The organism is Nonomuraea helvata (assembly GCF_039535785.1).
GTDB classification, from domain to species: Bacteria; Actinomycetota; Actinomycetes; order Streptosporangiales; family Streptosporangiaceae; genus Nonomuraea; species Nonomuraea helvata.
This window is the reverse complement of record NZ_BAAAXV010000002.1, coordinates 291,161-309,071: the sequence shown is the minus strand read 5'-3', so window position 1 is coordinate 309,071 and position 17,911 is coordinate 291,161. Positions and strand designations below refer to the sequence as shown.

The window sequence follows — 17,911 nt, the reverse complement described above, 5'->3', positions numbered from 1 at the left end:
GAGGAATCCCATGACTCACGTCATCACGCAACCGGCCCCATCATCGGCCCCGCCATCGGCAGGGCCCCGCTCCAAGCGCGCCTGGCGCCCCATCCTCATCGGGTGGAGCTTCATCCTGCCGAACTTCGTCGGTTTCGCACTGTTCACGCTCATCCCGATGCTCGCGGCGTTCGCGCTGGCGTTCCTGGACTGGGACTCCTACAGCACGCCCGAGTGGGTCGGGCTGAAGAACTTCCAGCGCCTGCTCTCCGACGAGAACTTCCACGTCGCGCTCCGCAACACGCTGTTCTACGCCGCCGGCCACATCCCGCTGACGCTGATCGTCGCGCTCGGCCTGGCGATGGCGCTCAACAGGAAGATCCGCGGCGTGCAGTTCTTCCGCACCGCGGCGTTCTTCCCGTACATCACCTCGCTGGTCGCCGTCGCCGTCGTGTGGAACATGCTGTTCAACCCGACCGCGGGACCCATCAACCAGGCACTCGAAGCGATCGGCATCGCCCACCCGCCCCGGTGGGTGGCCAGCACCGACTGGGCGATGCCCGCGGTGATCGTCACCAGCGTGTGGCGGGACATGGGGTACTACATGGTGCTCTACCTGGCCGGCCTGCAGACGATCCCGAACGAGTACTACGAGGCCGCCCGGGTGGACGGGGCGAACGCCTGGCAGCGTTTCTGGAGCGTCACCCTGCCGTGCCTGCGGCCGACGACGTTCTTCGTCCTCGTCATGCTGACGATCCAGAGTTTCAAGGTCCTCGACCTCATCGTCGTCATGACCGACGGCGGCCCCGGGCGCAGCACGCTGGTCCTGGCCCAGCTCGTCTACCGGGAGGGCATCACCGAGGGGCACTTCGGCTACTCCTCGGCGATCGCCCTGGTGCTCTTCGTCATCGTGCTCACCGTGACCGTCGTCCAGTTCCGCCTCAACGAACGGAGGAGCGCCTGATGGCCACGCTGCATGATGCTCCACCGGCCACCGCCGGCCCGCCCCGCGACCTGCCCGCGGGCGCGGACCGCCCGGGGCGCGGCCTCGTCCGCAAGGTGCTGGCCTACGCCCTGCTCGTCGTCGTGGCGGCGCTGGTGCTGGTGCCGTTCGCGTGGATGCTCTCGTCCTCGCTGAAGCGCGACAACGAGGTCTTCACCATCCCCATCGAGTGGATCCCGCGCGAGTTCCGCTGGTCGAACTTCGTCGAGATCTGGGACCGCATCCCGCTGCTGACCTACCTGGGCAACTCGGCGTTCCTGTCCGTCACCATCACGCTGCTGCAGCTGCTCACGGGGAGTTTCGCGGCCTACGGGTTCTCCAAAGTGCGCTTCCCCGGGCGCGACGCGCTGTTCCTGGCCTACATCGGCACCATCGCCGTGCCGTGGCAGGCGTACATGGTGCCGCAGTACATCATGATGCAGCGCGCGGAGCTGACGAACACCTACTGGTCGATCATCCTGCTGCAGGCGTTCGGGGCCTTCGGCGTGTTCCTCATGCGCCAGTACTACATGTCGATCCCGGACGAGCTCTGCGAGGCCGCGCGGATCGACGGGCTGAGCGAGTACGGCATCTACCGGCGGATCATGCTGCCGCTGTCCAAGCCGGCGCTCGCCAGCCTGGCCCTGCTGACCTTCGTCAACACCTGGAACGACTACATGGGGCCGTTCATCTACCTGACCAGCAACGAGCTGTGGACCGTGCAGCTCGGCCTGCGCTCGTTCATCGGGCAGTACGACGCCGAGTACGCCATGATGATGACCGGCGCGGCGCTGTCGATCCTGCCGATCCTGGCCGTCTTCCTGTTCGGGCAGCGGTACTTCATCCGCGGCATCGCGACCAGCGGGCTCAAGGGATGAGGGCCCTGCTCAGGCCCGCGCGGCAGGAGACCTACGAGAAGGTCTTCCGCACCGTGCACACCGGGCTCGTGACGAACGTCCTGCTGACGATCGCGTGCGCCCCGCTCCTCGCGGCGCTCGCGATCGTCAGGGACCCACTGGCGTCGTGGCCCTTCTTCGCCGCGCTGTCGTCTCTGTGCGCACCCGCGCTGACCGGGGCCTTCCGGTGCTTCGCCGAGCTGGGCGAGGGCTCCGCGGCCGTGTTCCGCCCGTTCTGGGACGGCTACCGCCGGGCCGCCGGCCGATCGCTGATCGTCTGGGCGGCCGGCGCCGCCGCCGTGAGCGTGCTGGCCGTGGACGCCGTCGCCGTCGCGCGCACCGCATGGGGTCCCGCGCTCGTGCCGTTCTTCGCGACCGCGGCGGCGCTGGTCGTGGCGGCGGTCGTCGCCACCCTGGCGCTGCTCGCGGAGCAGCGGGACGGTTCCGTACGGCTGCGCGACCTCGTCCGGCCCTGCCTCTACCTGGTGGCGCGGCGCTGGTACCTGGCCGCGGCCAACGTCGCCGTGCTGGGGCTGGCCGTGGCGGTCATCCTGCTCAAGCCGGTGATCGGGGTGCTCCTCCTGTGCTCGCCCCTGCTCTACCTGGTGTGGGCCACGACCCGGTTCGTTCTCGCGCCGGTCCTGCCGTCCGGCACGGCCGCTCGCACCTGATGCCGTGCCGAGCCGATGCCGGGCTCAGAGCTTGGCGGCGATGATCGGCGCCAGGCGATCGGCGATCACGACGTGGCCGCTGTCGTTGGGGTGGACGTTGTCGGACATGTTCGCGCTGGTCAGCCAGCCCTCGGTGACGACGTAGGAGACATTGGCGTCGCCCGCGGAGTTGCGGGCGGCGACCGCGGCCCGCGTCTGCGTGGCGTACCGCTTGGTGAAGGTCTCCAGCGCGAAGATCGCCGCCGCCGGGTACGCCGCCCTGACCTCCTGCAGCAGGTGGGTGTAGGACGCCTGGAAGGTGGTGGTGCTCACGCCGTGTCCCACGTCGTTGGTGCCCAGGTTGATCACGACGGCGTTCGCCTGGTAGCGGGAGAAGTTCCAGTCCGGGGTGCCGGCGTTGGGGTTGAGCTTGGGGAAGCGCGCCTCCAGGCCGACGCAGCCGTCCGCGGTCGCCACCAGGCAGGCGCCGCCCTGGGCTATCTGGGTGTGTCTGACCTTCAGGCGCTCACCGATGAGCCAGCCGTAGGCGGTCAGGGCGTTCTTGGAGGTGGTCGTGCCGACGGTGATGGAGTCCCCGACGAACTCGATCAGCTTCTGCGGCACCGCCGCCGCGTACGTCGTGGCGCCCGGGTCGAGCAGGAGACCCTGGAACACCGCGTCACCGTGATAGGACCCGGCGACGACCCGGTAGGACACGCGTAAGGTGTGGTTCCCCGCGGCCAGCGGCGTCGGGGTGAGGTTGACCGTGCCGCGCACGTTCTGGATGTAGACCCACGCGCCTCCGTCGATGCTGTAGTACAGGTCGATGGTGTTGCGCTGGCTCAGCCTGACCGTCCTGCCGGTGAAGCCGGTGGTGAGATAGGTCCCCGCCCAGTACGGCACGTACGCGGTGGGCATGGAGGTGTCCCAGCGCCCGGTGAAGGAGATGTTGGCGTCGGTGGGCGACCCGTCGCCCGTCGCCGCCTGGGCCGGCGACGTGAGCGCCGCGGTCGCCGGGTGCGTGGCCGCCGCGGTGAGCGCGACGGCCGCGAGGATCACTGCAACGATCTTCCGCATGCCTTGCCTCCTGCTTGGAAGGACCTGGCAGGGACAGTGGACGGGAAGTCAGGAACGATCGTCAACGAGACCGCCTCCGACCTGTCCGGCGGGTCGTCTCCGTGCAGGTCGGAGGCGCGTCCGCGGTGAAAGTTTCACCCGGCCTCTACCGGATCACCCGGTAGGTCAGGTGGGTGACGAGGCCGGTGCCCGAGGGGGCGCCGAGCGGTTGCAGGGTGATGTCGCCGACGTTGTGGAGCAGCCGCTCACCTCTGCCGAGGATCACGGGCGCGACGTGCAGGCGCAGCTCGTCGATGAGCCCTGCCGCCAGGTACTGGTTCACCGTCTCGGCGCCGCCGGCGATGGCCACGTCGCGGTCGCCGGCGGCCTCGCGCGCCCGGGCCATGGCCGCCTCGATCCCGTCGGTGACGAAGATGAACGTCGTGCCGCCCTTCATCGTCAACGGCCCGCGCGGATGGTGCGTGAGGACGAAGACCGGCGCGTGGTAGGGCGGCTCGTCGCCCCACCAGCCGTTCCAGTCCAGGTCCCAGGCGCCGCGGCCGGGGCCGAACATGTTGCGGCCCATGATGAAGGCCCCGGCCGCGGTGATGCCCTCGATCACCGCGGCGTGCCGCTCGGGCTCGTCGAACATCCACTGGTGCAGACGGTCGTCCACGCCCTCGCCGAACGGCTTGTCCAGGCTCTGGTGCGGTCCTGCCACGAAGCCGTCGAGGGACATCGCCATGTCACAAGTGACCTTGCTCATCTCACTGCCTCCTGCGTCTCCGGCGCCCGTCCGGCGCCGCTTTCACGAGGAGGTCGGAGCCGGACGCCCGTTCTTCACATGCCGGCCGCGATTTTCTCTACAGATGCGGCAGCAGGGCGTCGATCGCGGCGTCGCCGGTCGGCGGGCCGAGGCGGGTGGGGGCGCCGGCCTCCAGAAGGGCCTCGACCGTGCCCCGGTAGTCGCCGTCCTCCGCCCGGTTGTTGCGCAGCCCCCACAGCGCGCAGTCCAGCGGGGTCGGCCCCTCGTCGTCGAAGGCCCGGTCGCAGAGGTCGGCGCCGCGTTCGATCAGCAGCCGCACCGTCTCCGCGCGGCCGTGCATGGCGGCCTGGTCGAGCGGCGTGAAGTTGCTCCAGCCCCGGGTGTCCACCGCCATCCCGCCGTCCAGCAGCGCCCGCACCACGTCGGTACGGCCCAGCAGGGCGAACTGGCCCAGCACCCAGCCGAAGTCCCCGGTGTCCGGGTTGCCGAGGGCCGGCGGCGGGGCGGTGGGCAGGCGGGCGGACTCGCCCCGCGCGACGGCCAGCACCGCGGCGTCCACCGGGTCCAGGTCGGCGCGTGCGCCGCGGGCGGCCAGCAGCTCATACGCCGCCAGGTGCCCGCAGCGGGCGGCCAGGGCGAGAGGGCGGCGGCCGACGTCCCAGCGGTCCCACGGCAGGTTCACATCGGCGCCGGCATCGAGGAGCATCGTGAGGATGGCCGTGCCGCGGCCACGGGCGATGGCGTGGTGCAGCGCGCGGCAGGCGTTCACGTCGGCGCCGCGATCGAGGAACCAGCGCAGCCCCGCCGCGTCCTCGAAGTCCAGCTTGTGCGGCAGCAGGCGTTCGTAGCCGGGCCGGTGGAGGAGGTCGAGGAAGGCCGTGTCCGACTGCTCGCAGGCATGGTAGAACGCGTCCTCGTCCCGGGGAGCGCCGCGCTCGACCAGGAGCCGCGTCAGGGCCAGGTCGCCGCGCTCCACGGCGTCGAACAGGGCGGTCCGGCTCCCCTCGCCGTCCCATTCGACGGTGTGGCTGCCCGGGTCGGCGCCGGCGTCCAGGAGGAGCCGGGCGCACTCGCGTACCTGCGCGCTGGGGGCGACGGCCCGGCGCAGCAGCACCAGCAGCGGCGCCAGCCCACCGACCGGATCGGTGGCCACGGAGGGATCGGCTCTCACGAGAGTCGCCAGCACGGTGGGATCGGCCAGGACGAGCGCCCGCTCGATGCCCTCCAGGGCGGCGACGCGTACGTGCTCGGCCAGCTTCGGCCAGCTGGGGAAGCCGTATTCGCGGGCGATCTCGAACTGGGCCCGGCTCAGCGGGATGCCCTGGGCGCGTCCGCGCCGCTTGGCCTGCTTGCGCAGGTGCTCGAGTGAAGGGCGCTGGGGAAGAGCAGGCACGGCGAACCTCCGTCTGCCCGGGTCCGCGTGCTCGGGCCGAGGTCCGTCGACCAAGGGGGAGATGCCGCCGGTGGGATGATCCCTTCCCCGCGGACCGGGCGCGCCCGGCAGCGCGGCCCCCATCCTAACGTCCGGGGGCCGCGCCGTGGAGTCAGAGCGTGATCGGGACCCGCATGCCCGTGCGGGCCGATTCGAGGGCGGCGGTCACCATGGCCAGGCTGCGGATGTTGTCGTGGCCCTCGCCCTGCGGCGCCCGCCCCGTACGCAGCCCCGTCACGAACTCCTCCAGCCCCTCGGCCAGCCCGCCGAAGCGCCGGCGGCCGGGGAACGGGTCGGAGCCGGGAGCGTACGCCCGCACCACCTGACCGTCGGCCGCCTCCGCCGTCGGAGCATGGCCGTCACCGCCCCACAGCGCCGTCCCGCGCGTGCCGGCGGCCCGCCAGCTGCCCGTCCACGACGTCGGCTGACCGGGCGCCGACCAGCTCCCGGCGAACGTGTAGCGCAGGCCGCCGGTCATCTCGAAGATCGCGGTGGCCGAGCACGCCCCGGCGTACCACGTCCACGAGGGACGGAACGACTCGCAGTAGACGGAGACCGGATCGGCTCCCGACACCGCCCGCGCCGCGTCGAACAGGTGGATCGACATGTCCTGTAACAGCGGATGCTCCAGGGTGTCGAGGAAATTCTTGTTCCGGTACGGCATGAAGAACTCCGACGTCAGCAGCCCCAGCGGCCCCAGATCGGCCACCGTGCGCCGGAAGGCCACCAGCGTGGGCATGAAGCGGCGGTTCTGGTTGACCACGAACAGCCGCCGGGACTCGTCGGCGGCCCGCACCATGGAGCGGGCCTCGTCCAGGCTGACCGCCATGGGCTTCTCGCTCAGCACCGACACCCCGCGCCGCAGCGCCGTGACCGTCACGTCGTGGTGGGCCTGGGGGACGGTGCAGTTGACGATGAAGTCGGGCTCCTCGCCGTCCAGCACGGCGGTGAGCGAGGCGCTGACGGGCAGGTCGTCGAGGCCGAGCTTGCCGGCGGCGGCGCGGGCGCGCTCCTCGTCCACGTCCACCCAGCCGGCCAGCGAGGTCTGGGGGTGGGCGAGCAGTTCGGGCGCCCACTGGCCGCCGATGAAGCCGGCGCCGACCACCACGCCACGCAGCGGCCGGTCCGTCTCGATGGTGTCGAAAGTCATGCCGCGCCTACCAGGTGATGGGGGTGTGGGCGTTCTGCAGGGGCTCGCCGACGCCGTCGGCCGGGGCGGCCCACAGGACCGCGTTGGCCAGCACGCGCCGGACGCCGGGGTGGTGGTAGATCGGATATTCCTGGTCGCCGGGGCTGAAGTAGAAGATCCGGCCCAGGCCCCTGCGGAAGCAGCAGCCGCTGCGGAACACCTCGCCGCCGCTGAAGTTGCTGATGAACACCAGCTCGTCGGGGTCCGGGATGCCGAACGGCTCGCCGTACGTCTCCTGCTGCTCGATGACCAGCGGGCGGGGCACGCCGCGCGCGATGGGGTGGCCGGGCGTGACCGTCCAGACCAGCTCGCGCTCGGCCGCGTCGCGCCAGGTGATCGTGCAGGTGGAGCCCATCAGCGCACGGAAGATCTTGGAGTAGTGGCCCGAGTGCAGCACCAGCAGGCCCATCCCGCCCAGCACGCGCCGCCGCACGCGCTCCACGACCTTGTCGTTCACCTCCTCGTGCGCCATGTGGCCCCACCAGGTCAGCACGTCGGTGCCGGCCAGCACCTCGTCGGTCAGGCCGTGCTCGGGCTCGTCGAGCACGGCGGTGCGCACGCGCACCTGGTCGCCCAGCACCTCGGTCAGCCCCTTCGCGATGGCGCCGTGGATGCCGTCGGGGTAGATGCGGCGTACCGCCTCCTCGCGTGGCTCGTGGTAGTACTCGCTCCAGACAGTGACGTTGACGGCCATGCGGTTCCTTCCTGGCACGTACGGGCGCGTGATCAGCGTACGTCGCCGCCCGCCGTCTCCAACAGCACCTGCACCTGCCACGGGCCGAGTCGCCCCTCCGCCCACCAGCGGCGCGGGCCGGCGACGCGCCCGCGACGGAGGTGGCGGAGCGTCACGAACCTGCAACCGTTTGAGGTGTGGCGTTGACGTGATCGTTACAGCGCAATTAACGTCCCGAGTTAAATATTTGGCTCGGTTCATGGACGGACACCCCGCATGAGCGATCTCAGCAGACGAGGATTCCTCCAGCTCGGCGCAGTCGCGGCCACCCTCACCCTGACCGGCTGCGCCGGAGGCGGAAGCTCGGGCGCCGGCCTCCAGTTCGCCTGGTGGGGCAGCACGGCACGGCACACCGCGACGCAGAAGGCCATCGACGCTTTCAAGAAGAAGAAGCCCGGCATCCAGATCAGGACCCAGTTCTCCGGCTGGGACGGCTACTGGGAGAAGCTGGCGACCCAGACCGCGGGCGGCAACGCCCCCGACGTGATCCAGATGGACTACTCCTACCTCGGCGAGTACGCCAGGCGCGGCAGCCTGCTGGACCTGAGTCCGTACGTGGGCAAGGGCCTGGACCTGTCCGGCTTCGAGCCCGACGTGGTGAACGCCGGGAAGATCGACGGCAAGCAGTACGCCGTGACGTTCGGTGTCAACTCCATGGGCCTCATCGTCAACAGGACCCTGGCGGCCGAGCGCGGCGTGGAGATCCCCGACACCTTCACCTGGCCCGAGTACGGCGAGCTGGCCAAGAAACTCGCGGGCAAGGGCGTCTTCGGCACCGAGGACGGCGCCCAGGACGGCGGCGCGCTGGAGAACTGGCTGCTGACACGGGGCAAGATGTTCTTCACCGCCGACGGCAAGCTCGCCTACGACGAGAGCGACCTGAAGGAGTGGTTCACGTTCTGGGACGGCCTGCGCAAGTCCGGCGCGGCCACACCGCCGGACGTCCAGGCCACCGCGGCAGGCGACGTGCAGAACAGCCTGGTCGCCACCCGCAAGGCGGTCATGGACTTCGCCTGGTCCAACCAGCTCACCGCCTACACCTCGCTCACCAAGGACGAGATCGGCATCCACGCCTACCCGACGGGCGACAAACCCGGCCAGTACTACAAGCCGTCCATGCTGCTGACCGTCAGCGCCGGCAGCAAGGCCAAGGACGACGCGGTGGCCCTGGTCAACGCGCTGGTCGCGGACGTGGACGTGGCCGGCCCGCTCGGATCCGAACGCGGCATCCCGCCCGCGGCTCCCGTCCGTGACGCGCTGCGGCCCAAAGCGTCGCCGCCCGAGCAGCTCGTGTACGGCTACATCGACTCGCTGAAGGCCACGATCGGCCCGCTCCCTCCACCGCAGCCGCTCGGCGCCGGTGAGCTGCACAACAAGGTGCTCACCAACATCAACCAGCAGATCGGCTTCGGCAAGCTCACGATCGATCAGGGGGTGTCCCGATTCTTCGAAGAAGCCCGACGCCTGCTCAAGTAGAGGGGCGCTCGGCCTACCTGCTGCTGCTGCCGTGGTTCGCCGGTCTGCTCCTGCTGACCGGCGGGCCCATCCTGGCCTCGCTGGCGCTGTCGTTCACCGACTTCGACCTGCTCACCACCCCGTCCTTCGTGGGACTGGACAACTACGCCAGGATGCTCACCGACGACCCGCACTTCGTCAACGCCGTACGGGTCACGCTGATCTACGTCGTCTTCTCCGTACCGCTGTCCGGCGCGTTCGCGTTGCTGGTCGCGGTGCTGCTGAACCGGCCCATGCGCGGCATCGGGGTGTACCGCGCCGCCTACTACCTGCCCTCGCTCCTGGGCGGCAGCGTCGCGGTGGCGATCCTCTGGCGGCAGATCTTCGGGGCCGACGGCCTGGTCAACGACGCACTCCGGTACTTCGGCATCGTGGGGCCGAGCTGGATCTCCACTCCCCAGTACGCGATCTACACGCTGATCGTGCTGCACGTCTGGCAGTTCGGCTCACCCATGCTGATCTTCCTGGCCGGGTTGAAGCAGATCCCCGCCGAGCTCTACGACGCCGCCGCGGTGGACGGCGCCGGCCGGGTGCGCGCGTTCTTCCGCATCACGCTGCCCATGCTCAGCCCGATCATCTTCTTCAACCTGGTGCTGCAGACGGTCAACTCCTTCAAGGCGTTCACGCCCGCGTTCATCATCAGCGGCGGAACCGGGGGACCGGCGGACTCCACGCTGTTCTACACGCTCTTCATCTACCAGGAGGGCTTCGGCAACTTCCGGATGGGCTACGCCTCCGCGCTGGCCTGGGTGCTTCTCCTGGTGACCGCGGTCTTCACCGCGCTGGCCTTCCGCTCCGCGAGGTACTGGGTGCACTATGCCGACTAAGCGCCGCTGGGCCGTCCACCTGCTGGTCGTGGTGGGCGCGCTCGTCATGCTCTATCCGCTGTTCTGGCTGATCAGCTCCTCGTTCAAGCCCGGCGACGAGATCTTCACCGATCCCGGGCTGGTGCCCGGCACCGTGGTCGCGGACAACTACGCCACCGGGTGGACCGCGCTGGGAGTGCCCTTCAGCGGGTTCTTCGCGAACTCGTTCGTCATCGCCGCGGCGGCCGTCGCCGGGAACGTGATGTCGTGCTCGATGGCGGCCTACGCCTTCGCCCGGCTGAGCTTCCGGTTCAGGAAACTCTGGTTCGCGATCATGCTGATGTCGATCATGCTGCCGATCCACGTGCTGATCGTGCCGCAGTACACGCTGTTCAAGTATCTCGGCTGGGTGGACACGTTCCTGCCGCTGATCGTGCCGAAGTTCCTGGCCGTGGACGGGTTCTTCATCTTCCTGATGGTGCAGTTCATCCGGTCGCTGCCGCGCGAGCTCGACGACGCGGCCCGCATCGATGGGTGCGGGCCCATCCTGGTGTACTGGCGGGTCATCCTGCCGCTGTCGCGGCCCGCGCTGATCACGACCGCCATCTTCACCTTCATCTGGACCTGGGACGACTTCTTCAGCCAGCTCGTCTATCTGAGCGACGTGTCCACCTACACGGTGCCACTCGCGCTCCGGGCGTTCCTCGACTCCAGCAGCGGCTCCACGTGGGGCCCGATGCTCGCGATGGCGGTGCTGTCGCTGATCCCGATCCTGGGCTTCTTCCTGATCTTCCAGCGTCGCATCACCGAGGGCATCTCGACCACGGGCCTCAAGGGCTAGGAGGCCCGTCGGCGACGTTCCCGGCTCCGGCCGCCCGCACCCCTGGGAACAAGATCCCGGCTTGCGGCGAAGGATGGTTGATCGTTGTTCACCATCCGGAAGGCACACTCATGACGGAGACGGGAACGTGACCGCCGAAGTCGGCGAGCGGGTGACCGACGCCGAGCTCGTCGCCGGCTACCGGCGGGACCCCGAGCTGTTCACACCTTCTCCGCGGTGGGCTGTTCTCCGACGAGCTCCGAGCCCGGCCGGCTTCGTCTCCCTCCGTGCCGCGGTGGCCGACTCGGCGGGCGCCCGGCTGACCCAGACGATCGTCCGCGCGTACGCCGTCGGCGGACCCTGATGATCGTCCGCCGGGACGTGGGCTACCAGGTCACCGGCAACCGGCGCACGCCGTAAATGGTCATGTCCGTGCGCATCGGCACCGCCTCCGACGGCTCGGCCAGCCGCAGGTCCGGGAACCGGTCGAACAGCGCCCGATACGCCACGCGCAGCTCCACCCTGGCCAGCTGGTGCCCCAGGCACTGGTGGATGCCGTGGCCGAAGGCGAGGTGCCCCGTGGGGGCGGCCTTGGTGACGTCGAGGATCTCCGGGTCGGGGAAGTGTTCCGGGTCACGGTTGGCGGCGGGGATCGACAGCGTGACCACGTCCCCCTTCCTGATGGTCCGCCCCTCGATCTCGACGTCCTCCAGCGCCGCCCGGAGCGGTCCGAGATGGGCGACGGACAGGTGGCGCAGGAGCTCTTCCACGGCGCCGTCCCACCGAGAGGGGTTCGCGCGGAGTGCGGCGAGCTGGTCCCGGTTCTCCAGCAGCACGTACGTGCCGAGGCCGAGCATGCTCGCCGTGGTCTCGTGCCCGGCGACCAGCAGCAGCAGTCCGGCGCCCGCCACCTCCTCCAGGGTCAGGCCGCCGTCGGCGGCCAGGCCGCTGAGCAGGTCGTCCGCCGGCTGCGCCTGCTTCCTGCCGGCCAGCTCGTACAGGTAGCCGAACAGGGAGACCGTGGCCGTCGTGACCTCCTCCTGGGTCGATCCGACGCGCAGCGCCGTGGCGGAGTCGTGCTGGAAGCGCTCGCGGTCCGCGTAAGGGACGCCCAGCAGCTCGCAGATCACGAGTGACGGCACCGGCAGGGCGAACTCCCGCACCAGGTCCGCGGGCGCGCCGCCGCGCTCCATGGCGTCCAGGACCTCCTCGGTGATCCGTTCGATCTCGGGCTCCAGCGCCTTCAGCCTGCGTACGGTGAACTGGGCGGCCAGCCGCCGGCGGAAGCGGGTGTGGTCGGGCGGGTCCATCTGCATGAAGAAGCCGGGCGGCGGGACGAAGCTCTCCGGGTCCAGCCCTTCCCAGGCGATCGGCCAGCGCAGCCTCTGGAGCTCGCTGCTGAACCGCGGGTCGGCCAGCACGGCCCGCGCCGCCTGGTAGCCGGTCACGAGCCAGCCCCGATGGCCGCCCGGATAGCTCATGGGTCGGACGGGCGCCTCCTCGCGCCAGCGGCGCAGCGCCTCGGGCGGGTCGAACGGCGACGGGCGCTCCGTCGGAAAGGTCACCTCGGTCACGAAGTTCTCCTCTACAGGTGGAGATGGCTCTACGTATGTAGAGTATCCGCGGCATGCGCCGGTGCCGTCGGCGGTACTCGGGAAGGATCAGCTCAGGCCGGCGGCGGCCAGCAGGGTGCGGATCCGGGGAAGCAGGTCAGGGCCCTCGGCGGGCTGGTCACCCTGGCGGAGGAGGTGATCGAGGACCAGGCCGTCGGCGTATGCGATGAGATCCCCCGCCAGCCGGTCGGCGTCGGGCACGCCCGAGCCGTCCAGCATGCGGGCCGCCATGTCACGCAGGCGAGCGCGGCCGGCCAGCAGCGCCTCCCGCAGCTCCGGGCGGCGCGTGGCCTCCAGGGACAGCTCGTAGCGGGCGAGCTGGCGTTCGCGGCCGGTGGTGAGCCACTGTCCGACCAGCTCGGCCGCCGCTTCCACCAGATCGTCCCGGTTGGTCAGGGATGACTCCACCGCGGTGAGCTCGGCGGCGGTGTGGTCGGCCAGCCGTTCGGCTGTCGCGCGCAGGAGCGCCTGGCGGGTCCTGAAGTAGTACGAGGTGGAGCCCTCCGGCAGGCCGGCCGCCCTGTCGACGGCGCGGTGGGTCAGGCCGCGCATGCCCTGCGCCGCGAGCAGCCCGATCGCCACGTCGGCGATCTCCTGTCTTCTGGACATCCGCCGAGTCTAGGTCGCTGGTGTTAAGCGGTCGATCCCGGCCGGTTGAATCTCGATCGCGATCTGCTGAGCCGGGCCTGTGATCGAGCTTGGGTGGCCCGGCCTTTGCGGGGTTCGGGTCAGCCCTGCTCTGCCGAGTTATCCACAGGGGTTCCGAAGGGTGTCCGCTGGCCTTCCGTAACCGTGGCGTGCGGTTGTTCTCCCTGGTCAGGCCATTGTCGCTGCCCATCGCCCGGTTGAGGTGGAAGTAACGCCGAGCACCGCCAGGCGTGCCAGGTTGACAGCGGCGGCCAGCAAAGAAAAGTCCGCGTCGACTTTGGTGGTGCCGCGCATGCGGGCGCGGCGTCCGCCATGCCGTCGCCGCATCAGATGCGCGATCTTGCGTTCGACCTTGGGCCGGGTGGCGCGGTATCGGGCCAGCCAGCCGGGATCGGCACTGTTGGCCCGGCCCCGGGCCAAGTGTGCCTCGTGCGGGCTGAGGTTGATGTCGCGGCCGTCCTTGGCGGTGGTGCACCGCTCCCGGAGCGGGCATCCCGCGCATGCGGAGCCGAAGGCCGCCACGCCACTGCCATTGCGATGCCAGCGGATCTCCTTGACGATCTGGTTCGGGCAGATCACCCGCCCGGCCTCCAGATCGACGGTGAAGGCATCCTTGGTGAAGCGACCTCCGGGCGCGCTGGAGGGCTGCGTCTTGACCATCGCCTCGATTTGCGCCCGGTCGAGCTTGGCAAGCATCGGCCCGGTGCCGTAGGCGGCATCACCATAAACCTCGGCCTGCTCGGCCTGCTCGGCCTGCTCGGCCTGCTCGGCCTGCTCGGCGTGCTCGGCCTGCTCGGCGTGCTCGGCCTGCTCGGACAGGAGGTCAGCCAGGAGTTCGGCGGCCGGTTCGGCATCGCCCACGTTGCCTGCCGTCACCCGGGTGGCAGTGATGATCTCGCTGTCGGGGTCTTCGGCGATGTGGCCTTTGTATCCGTCGAACGAGCGCTCCACCGTCTTGCGGCCGTGTCGCGCCTCGGCATCGACGGTGGAGATGACACGGTCCTTGGCCACCTTGCGGGCGATCCGAAACACCCCGTCCTCGCCGTGCTGCAGGTCCTGGCCGAGCACGGTGGCCAGCAATCGTGCCGCCTGATCGACCTCCTCAGCCACCTTCCGTCCGTCCAGCACGGCTAGCAGCGCGAACCCATCGCGGGCCCGCGAGTCGATCAGCGCCTCCCGCTCCGCTTGTTCGGTCCAGTCGATGACCGGCTTACCGAGATCGGTGTAGGCGTCCCCGCTGGAGATCACCGCCCGCAGCGCGACCCGCAACTCCCGGTCGGAGGCGCGCAGCACGCCCCGGATCGCCGAGCGGATCAGCGTGATGGTGTCCTGGGTGGCCACCGCGTCATAGATCGGTGCCGAGTCCAGCACCCGCTTGCGGCCGATCAGCCCGGCCCGGGCGGCCACCTCCACGGTCCGCTCGAAGATCCGGTCTGGCCGGTCGGAGGCGGCCAGCCGGGCCCGCATGTCCACCAGCACGGTGTGCACGAACCCTGGATGGTCGAAGTCCAGCCCGCCGGCGGCGTACTTCCACCGCACATCGAAGGCGAACCGATCCACCGCCTCGCGATCCGACAGCCCCTCCAGCCGCTGCAGCACCATCACCACCGCCACGATCATCGGCGGCACCGACCGGCGCCCATCCTCAGCGAACAGGTCGGCGAACATCTCGTCCGGAAACAGATTCCGGCACTCACGGTGCAGCACCGTGTAGATCGAGTTCGGCGCCAGCCGACCCTCGACAAAACTCACCGTGGAGGACAGCAACCCCGGCTGCATCGGAGTCTGGCCCACTGCCATCGCTCGGTCTCTCCCCGCTCCCGGTGACCAACACCGATCACCATGGCACAACAGGCGAGACCGACGCGAGATAGATCAAAAAACACCAGTCACCTAGAGCCTGCCGGCACAGGAACGTGGGTGTGGATCCGGCCGCTGCGTGACGGACGTGCTCGCCCACGCCTTGCGGCTGGACGAGCACGCGTACGAGCCCCGGCGCCGGCCGGGCCCTGGCCTCAGCTGGGATGGTCTGTCTACGGGGTCCACCTGATGTTGGGGTTGATGCCGCCGGTCCAGTTGAAGGTGGCCATGTTGTCCCACTGGTCGCCGGTGCCGTTGATGTTGGCGGGGTCCCAGCCGTTGCCCGCGATGGCGTACCAGGTCGGTTCCCAGTAGAAGACGCCGATCGCGCCGGCGCCGCGGGCGGTGTTCTGGACGGCGGTGAAGTTGTTCGCCTGCCCCGTCCAGGTGGCCGGGTAGCCGGAGCACGGCGCCGAGCCGCCGATCACGTTCGGCTCGCTGTCGGCGTTGGAGGCGGTGAACGGGTAGGCGGTCTCCGCCACGATGACCGGCTTCCCGTAACGGGAGCGCACGTCGTTGAGGACCGTGGACAGGTTGGACAGCGAGCCGTGCCACATGCAGTAGTACGACAGGGCGGTGATGTCCCACGGCACGCCCTTGGCGCGGATCCCGTCGTAGAACCAGCGGGCGTTCGCGAGGCTGTCGGCGTCGGCGGTGTGAATGATCACCTGGGTGCCGCTGTTGCACGCCTTGGTCGCGTTGTAGCCGGCCTTCAGCAGCAGGCTCAGGTTGGTGAAGTCGTTGTTGACGACCTTGCCGTCGTTCCAGAGCATCCCGACGTTGATCTCGTTGCCGATCTGCACGCTGTCCGGCGTGGTGCCCTGCGCCTTCAGGCTGTTGCAGACGTCGTAGGTGTAGTTGTAGACGTCGGTCTGGATCTGGCTGATGCCGTGGCTCGCCCACGCCGCCGGCTTGAACTGCTTGCCCGGGTCGGCCCAGGTGTCCGAATAGTGGAAGTCGATCATCAGGCCGAGGCCCTTGGCCTTGACCGTCCTGGCGTACGCCAGGACCTTGGCCTTGTTGTTGTAGCCGCTCGCCGGGTTGTTCCAGACGCGCAGCCGGACGTAGTTGACCCCGGCGCCCTTGAGGATGTCCAGGGGGTCCGCCGCCGTGCCGGCGGCGTTGTAGTACCTGGCCCCGAGGTCCAGGCTCCGCTGGAGCGAGGAGACGTCGGCGCCGCGCATGGACAGCGTGGCGGCTGAGGCGGGGACGGGACTCAACGGTACGACCGCGAGCAGGGCCGCGAGCGTGAGCAGGAGCGCGAACCGGATCCTTCGTAAGACAGCCATCCGATCTCCCTAGCTTGTGTGAACGCTCACAGATGGCTGGGGCGGTTGTATGTCCCAAAAATGCGCCTACAGGGACAGATTCGGCCGTCCTTGGACTGTGAACGTTCACAGACTCTTTGCGCACGAGGATAAAGAAGAATCCGGCCCCCGGGAAGGGACAGGCCGTCGGTGGTGAACACCTCACCGAAGTTGCACGTCTGGCCCTGGTCCGTCTCGGTGTAGGGGCGACGCGAGCCCGTAGTCCCCGCTACCAGGGGCAGCCCGTCCACGTCGCGCAGCTACCTTACGTCACCGGGGCGACAACCCGGCCGCGCGGTAGATGGCGTCGATGACCGACATGTTCGCGACGGAGTCGGCGGGCGGGGTGAGGTTGCCCTTGCCGGTGCGCACCGCCGACTCGAAGGCACGCAACTGGCAGGTGTAGGTGGCGTCGCCGGCCACCTTCTCGCGCCGGCTGACGCCGTCCACCGTGTACGCCAGCCGGTGGAAGAACTGCGGCGCGACGAAGTTGCTCACCCGCATCTCTCCGCGCGTGCCGCGCACCCGTACGCCGAGCTTGAGCAGCATCCCCGACCACATCGACGAGTGCACCCGCCCGGAGGCCCCCGAGGGAAAGCGCAGGGCGGCGCTCATGGCGCGGTCGACGCCCGGCGAGCGCTCGAGCGCCCGCGCCTCGACGACCGACGGCTCGCCGCCGCCCAGCAGTCTGGCCACATGCACGGCGTACGAGCCGGCGTCCATCATCGACCCGCCCGCCAGCTCCAGCGAGTAGCGAATGTCGGAGAAGCGCGGCAGCGGGAAGCACATCCACGCCTCCACCAGGCGCAGCTCACCCAGCTCCGCCACGATCTTCCGCATGCGCTCGGCCAGCGGGTGGTAGCGGTAGTGGAACGCCTCCATCACCACCGTGCCGCTCTTCTCCGCGGCCTCGGCCACCTCGCGCGCCTCGGCCTCGTTCGAGGTGAACGGCTTCTCGCACAGGACGTGCTTGCCCGCCTCCAGCGCCCGGATCGTCCAGGGGGCGTGCAGGGCGTTGGGCAGCGGGTTGTAGATCGCGTCGAGCGTCGGGTCGGCGATCAGTTCGTCGTACGAGGCATGGACCCTGGGGACGCCGTGCCTGGCGGCGAACGCCTCGGCCCTTGCCCGGTCACGGGCGGCGACGGCGGCGACCTCGACCCTCGGCACGAGGCGGCCGGGCTTGACCAGGGCGGCCGGGGCGATCCGCGCGGCCCCCAGAACTCCGATGCGCAGCATAGGCCGATCGTAAGTCCTCATCCACGATCGTGATCGTGCTGCCGGAAGCCGGGCAAACGTCGGACGTGTCAGCTTGGACCGGCCGTGCCATGCTGAAGGTCGCATCGCAGCCTGCCGAGACTGCCCGCCTGGCGCGGGCAAGAAACGAGATCAGCAGTGAAATCATGGGTTCCCCTTGTCATCGGCGTCCTTCTGGCCGCGGTCGGCATTCTGTGGACGCTTCAAGGGCTGGGCGTCGTCGGCGGCAGCGTGATGAGCGGCAATACCACCTGGGCCGTCATCGGCCCCATCGTCCTCGTCGTCGGGCTGGTCCTGGCAGTGATCGGACTGCGCCGGCTCCGAGCCCGGCCCTAGGCAGACGGGGGAATGCGCCCCTGTTGTTCCTGTTTCGTGACAAATGACCAGAATGAGTGGATAGTTTTC

At 69.7% G+C, this 17,911-nt stretch carries 19 protein-coding genes; 8 read left to right on the top strand and 11 right to left on the bottom strand.

What is annotated here, in order from left to right; translation table 11 throughout:
- Positions 1-10: 10 nt before the first annotated feature.
- The 3 genes from ABD830_RS17330 to ABD830_RS17320 are packed head-to-tail and all read left to right on the top strand — an operon-like array spanning position 11 to position 2,528.
- Positions 11-943, top strand: a complete 933-nt coding sequence (locus ABD830_RS17330; RefSeq protein ID WP_344988251.1) for a carbohydrate ABC transporter permease — start codon at positions 11-13, stop codon at positions 941-943.
- Positions 943-1,839, top strand: coding sequence for a carbohydrate ABC transporter permease (locus tag ABD830_RS17325; RefSeq protein WP_344988250.1), 897 nt, complete (start codon positions 943-945; stop codon positions 1,837-1,839). The genes ABD830_RS17330 and ABD830_RS17325 overlap by 1 nt, the downstream gene beginning before the upstream one ends.
- Positions 1,836-2,528 carry a hypothetical protein gene (locus ABD830_RS17320; protein ID WP_344988248.1) on the top strand — a complete coding sequence of 231 codons (693 nt, stop codon included), beginning with the start codon at positions 1,836-1,838 and terminating at the stop codon, positions 2,526-2,528. Before ABD830_RS17325 ends, ABD830_RS17320 begins: the two co-directional genes overlap by 4 nt.
- Positions 2,529-2,552: 24 nt before the next feature.
- Here ABD830_RS17320 and ABD830_RS17315 read toward each other — a convergent pair whose 3' ends face one another.
- The 6 genes from ABD830_RS17315 to ABD830_RS17290 all read right to left on the bottom strand — a co-directional run bounded on the left by ABD830_RS17315 (position 2,553) and on the right by ABD830_RS17290 (position 7,799).
- Positions 2,553-3,584: a GDSL-type esterase/lipase family protein gene (locus ABD830_RS17315; RefSeq protein WP_344988246.1), complete on the bottom strand. Its 1,032-nt coding sequence runs from the start codon at positions 3,582-3,584 to the stop codon at positions 2,553-2,555.
- Between the two features lie 145 nt (positions 3,585-3,729).
- Positions 3,730-4,329, bottom strand: a complete 600-nt coding sequence (locus tag ABD830_RS17310) for a dihydrofolate reductase family protein (protein WP_344988244.1) — start codon at positions 4,327-4,329, stop codon at positions 3,730-3,732.
- A 97-nt stretch (positions 4,330-4,426) separates the two neighbouring features.
- Complete coding sequence (locus ABD830_RS17305; protein ID WP_344988242.1) at positions 4,427-5,722, bottom strand: ankyrin repeat domain-containing protein; 1,296 nt, start codon at positions 5,720-5,722, stop codon at positions 4,427-4,429.
- A gap of 151 nt (positions 5,723-5,873) precedes the next feature.
- Positions 5,874-6,911, bottom strand: a complete 1,038-nt coding sequence (locus tag ABD830_RS17300) for a Gfo/Idh/MocA family protein (RefSeq protein WP_344988240.1) — start codon at positions 6,909-6,911, stop codon at positions 5,874-5,876.
- 7 nt (positions 6,912-6,918) lie between these two features.
- The gene (locus tag ABD830_RS17295; RefSeq protein WP_344988238.1) at positions 6,919-7,644 is read right to left on the bottom strand and encodes a ThuA domain-containing protein; all 726 of its coding nucleotides are present in this window, start codon (positions 7,642-7,644) and stop codon (positions 6,919-6,921) included.
- Positions 7,645-7,676: 32 nt separating this feature from the next.
- Positions 7,677-7,799 (bottom strand): hypothetical protein, encoded by a 123-nt coding sequence (locus tag ABD830_RS17290; protein ID WP_344988236.1) that lies wholly within the window; start codon positions 7,797-7,799, stop codon positions 7,677-7,679.
- A gap of 100 nt (positions 7,800-7,899) precedes the next feature.
- On the opposite strand from ABD830_RS17290, the gene ABD830_RS17285 reads away from it, so the two are divergent.
- From ABD830_RS17285 to ABD830_RS17270, 4 genes are all read left to right on the top strand, one after another.
- Entirely contained in the window at positions 7,900-9,159 is a 1,260-nt protein-coding gene (locus ABD830_RS17285) for an ABC transporter substrate-binding protein (RefSeq protein WP_344988234.1), read from the top strand.
- Positions 9,126-10,025, top strand: coding sequence for a carbohydrate ABC transporter permease (locus tag ABD830_RS17280; protein WP_344988717.1), 900 nt, complete (start codon positions 9,126-9,128; stop codon positions 10,023-10,025). Before ABD830_RS17285 ends, ABD830_RS17280 begins: the two co-directional genes overlap by 34 nt.
- Positions 10,015-10,845, top strand: a complete 831-nt coding sequence (locus tag ABD830_RS17275; protein WP_344988232.1) for a carbohydrate ABC transporter permease — start codon at positions 10,015-10,017, stop codon at positions 10,843-10,845. The genes ABD830_RS17280 and ABD830_RS17275 overlap by 11 nt, the downstream gene beginning before the upstream one ends.
- Before the next feature lie 127 nt (positions 10,846-10,972).
- Positions 10,973-11,188, top strand: coding sequence for a hypothetical protein (locus ABD830_RS17270; protein ID WP_344988230.1), 216 nt, complete (start codon positions 10,973-10,975; stop codon positions 11,186-11,188).
- Positions 11,189-11,210: 22 nt separating this feature from the next.
- Here ABD830_RS17270 and ABD830_RS17265 read toward each other — a convergent pair whose 3' ends face one another.
- The 5 genes from ABD830_RS17265 to ABD830_RS17245 form a co-directional block, all read right to left on the bottom strand.
- A complete protein-coding gene (locus ABD830_RS17265) occupies positions 11,211-12,398 on the bottom strand; it encodes a cytochrome P450 (protein WP_344988228.1) in 1,188 nt (395 codons plus the stop codon).
- An 87-nt stretch (positions 12,399-12,485) separates the two neighbouring features.
- Positions 12,486-13,046: a TetR/AcrR family transcriptional regulator gene (locus tag ABD830_RS17260; RefSeq protein WP_344988226.1), complete on the bottom strand. Its 561-nt coding sequence runs from the start codon at positions 13,044-13,046 to the stop codon at positions 12,486-12,488.
- 207 nt (positions 13,047-13,253) lie between these two features.
- Entirely contained in the window at positions 13,254-14,885 is a 1,632-nt protein-coding gene (locus ABD830_RS17255; RefSeq protein ID WP_344988224.1) for an IS1182 family transposase, read from the bottom strand.
- Positions 14,886-15,118: 233 nt separating this feature from the next.
- Positions 15,119-16,234: a glycoside hydrolase family 53 protein gene (locus tag ABD830_RS17250; RefSeq protein ID WP_344988222.1), complete on the bottom strand. Its 1,116-nt coding sequence runs from the start codon at positions 16,232-16,234 to the stop codon at positions 15,119-15,121.
- Positions 16,235-16,522: 288 nt separating this feature from the next.
- Positions 16,523-17,488, bottom strand: a complete 966-nt coding sequence (locus ABD830_RS17245) for a Gfo/Idh/MocA family protein (RefSeq protein WP_344988220.1) — start codon at positions 17,486-17,488, stop codon at positions 16,523-16,525.
- A 156-nt stretch (positions 17,489-17,644) separates the two neighbouring features.
- Between ABD830_RS17245 and ABD830_RS17240 the strand changes: the two genes are divergently transcribed.
- A complete protein-coding gene (locus ABD830_RS17240; protein WP_344988218.1) occupies positions 17,645-17,842 on the top strand; it encodes a hypothetical protein in 198 nt (65 codons plus the stop codon).
- The last annotated feature ends 69 nt before the right edge of the window (positions 17,843-17,911 follow it).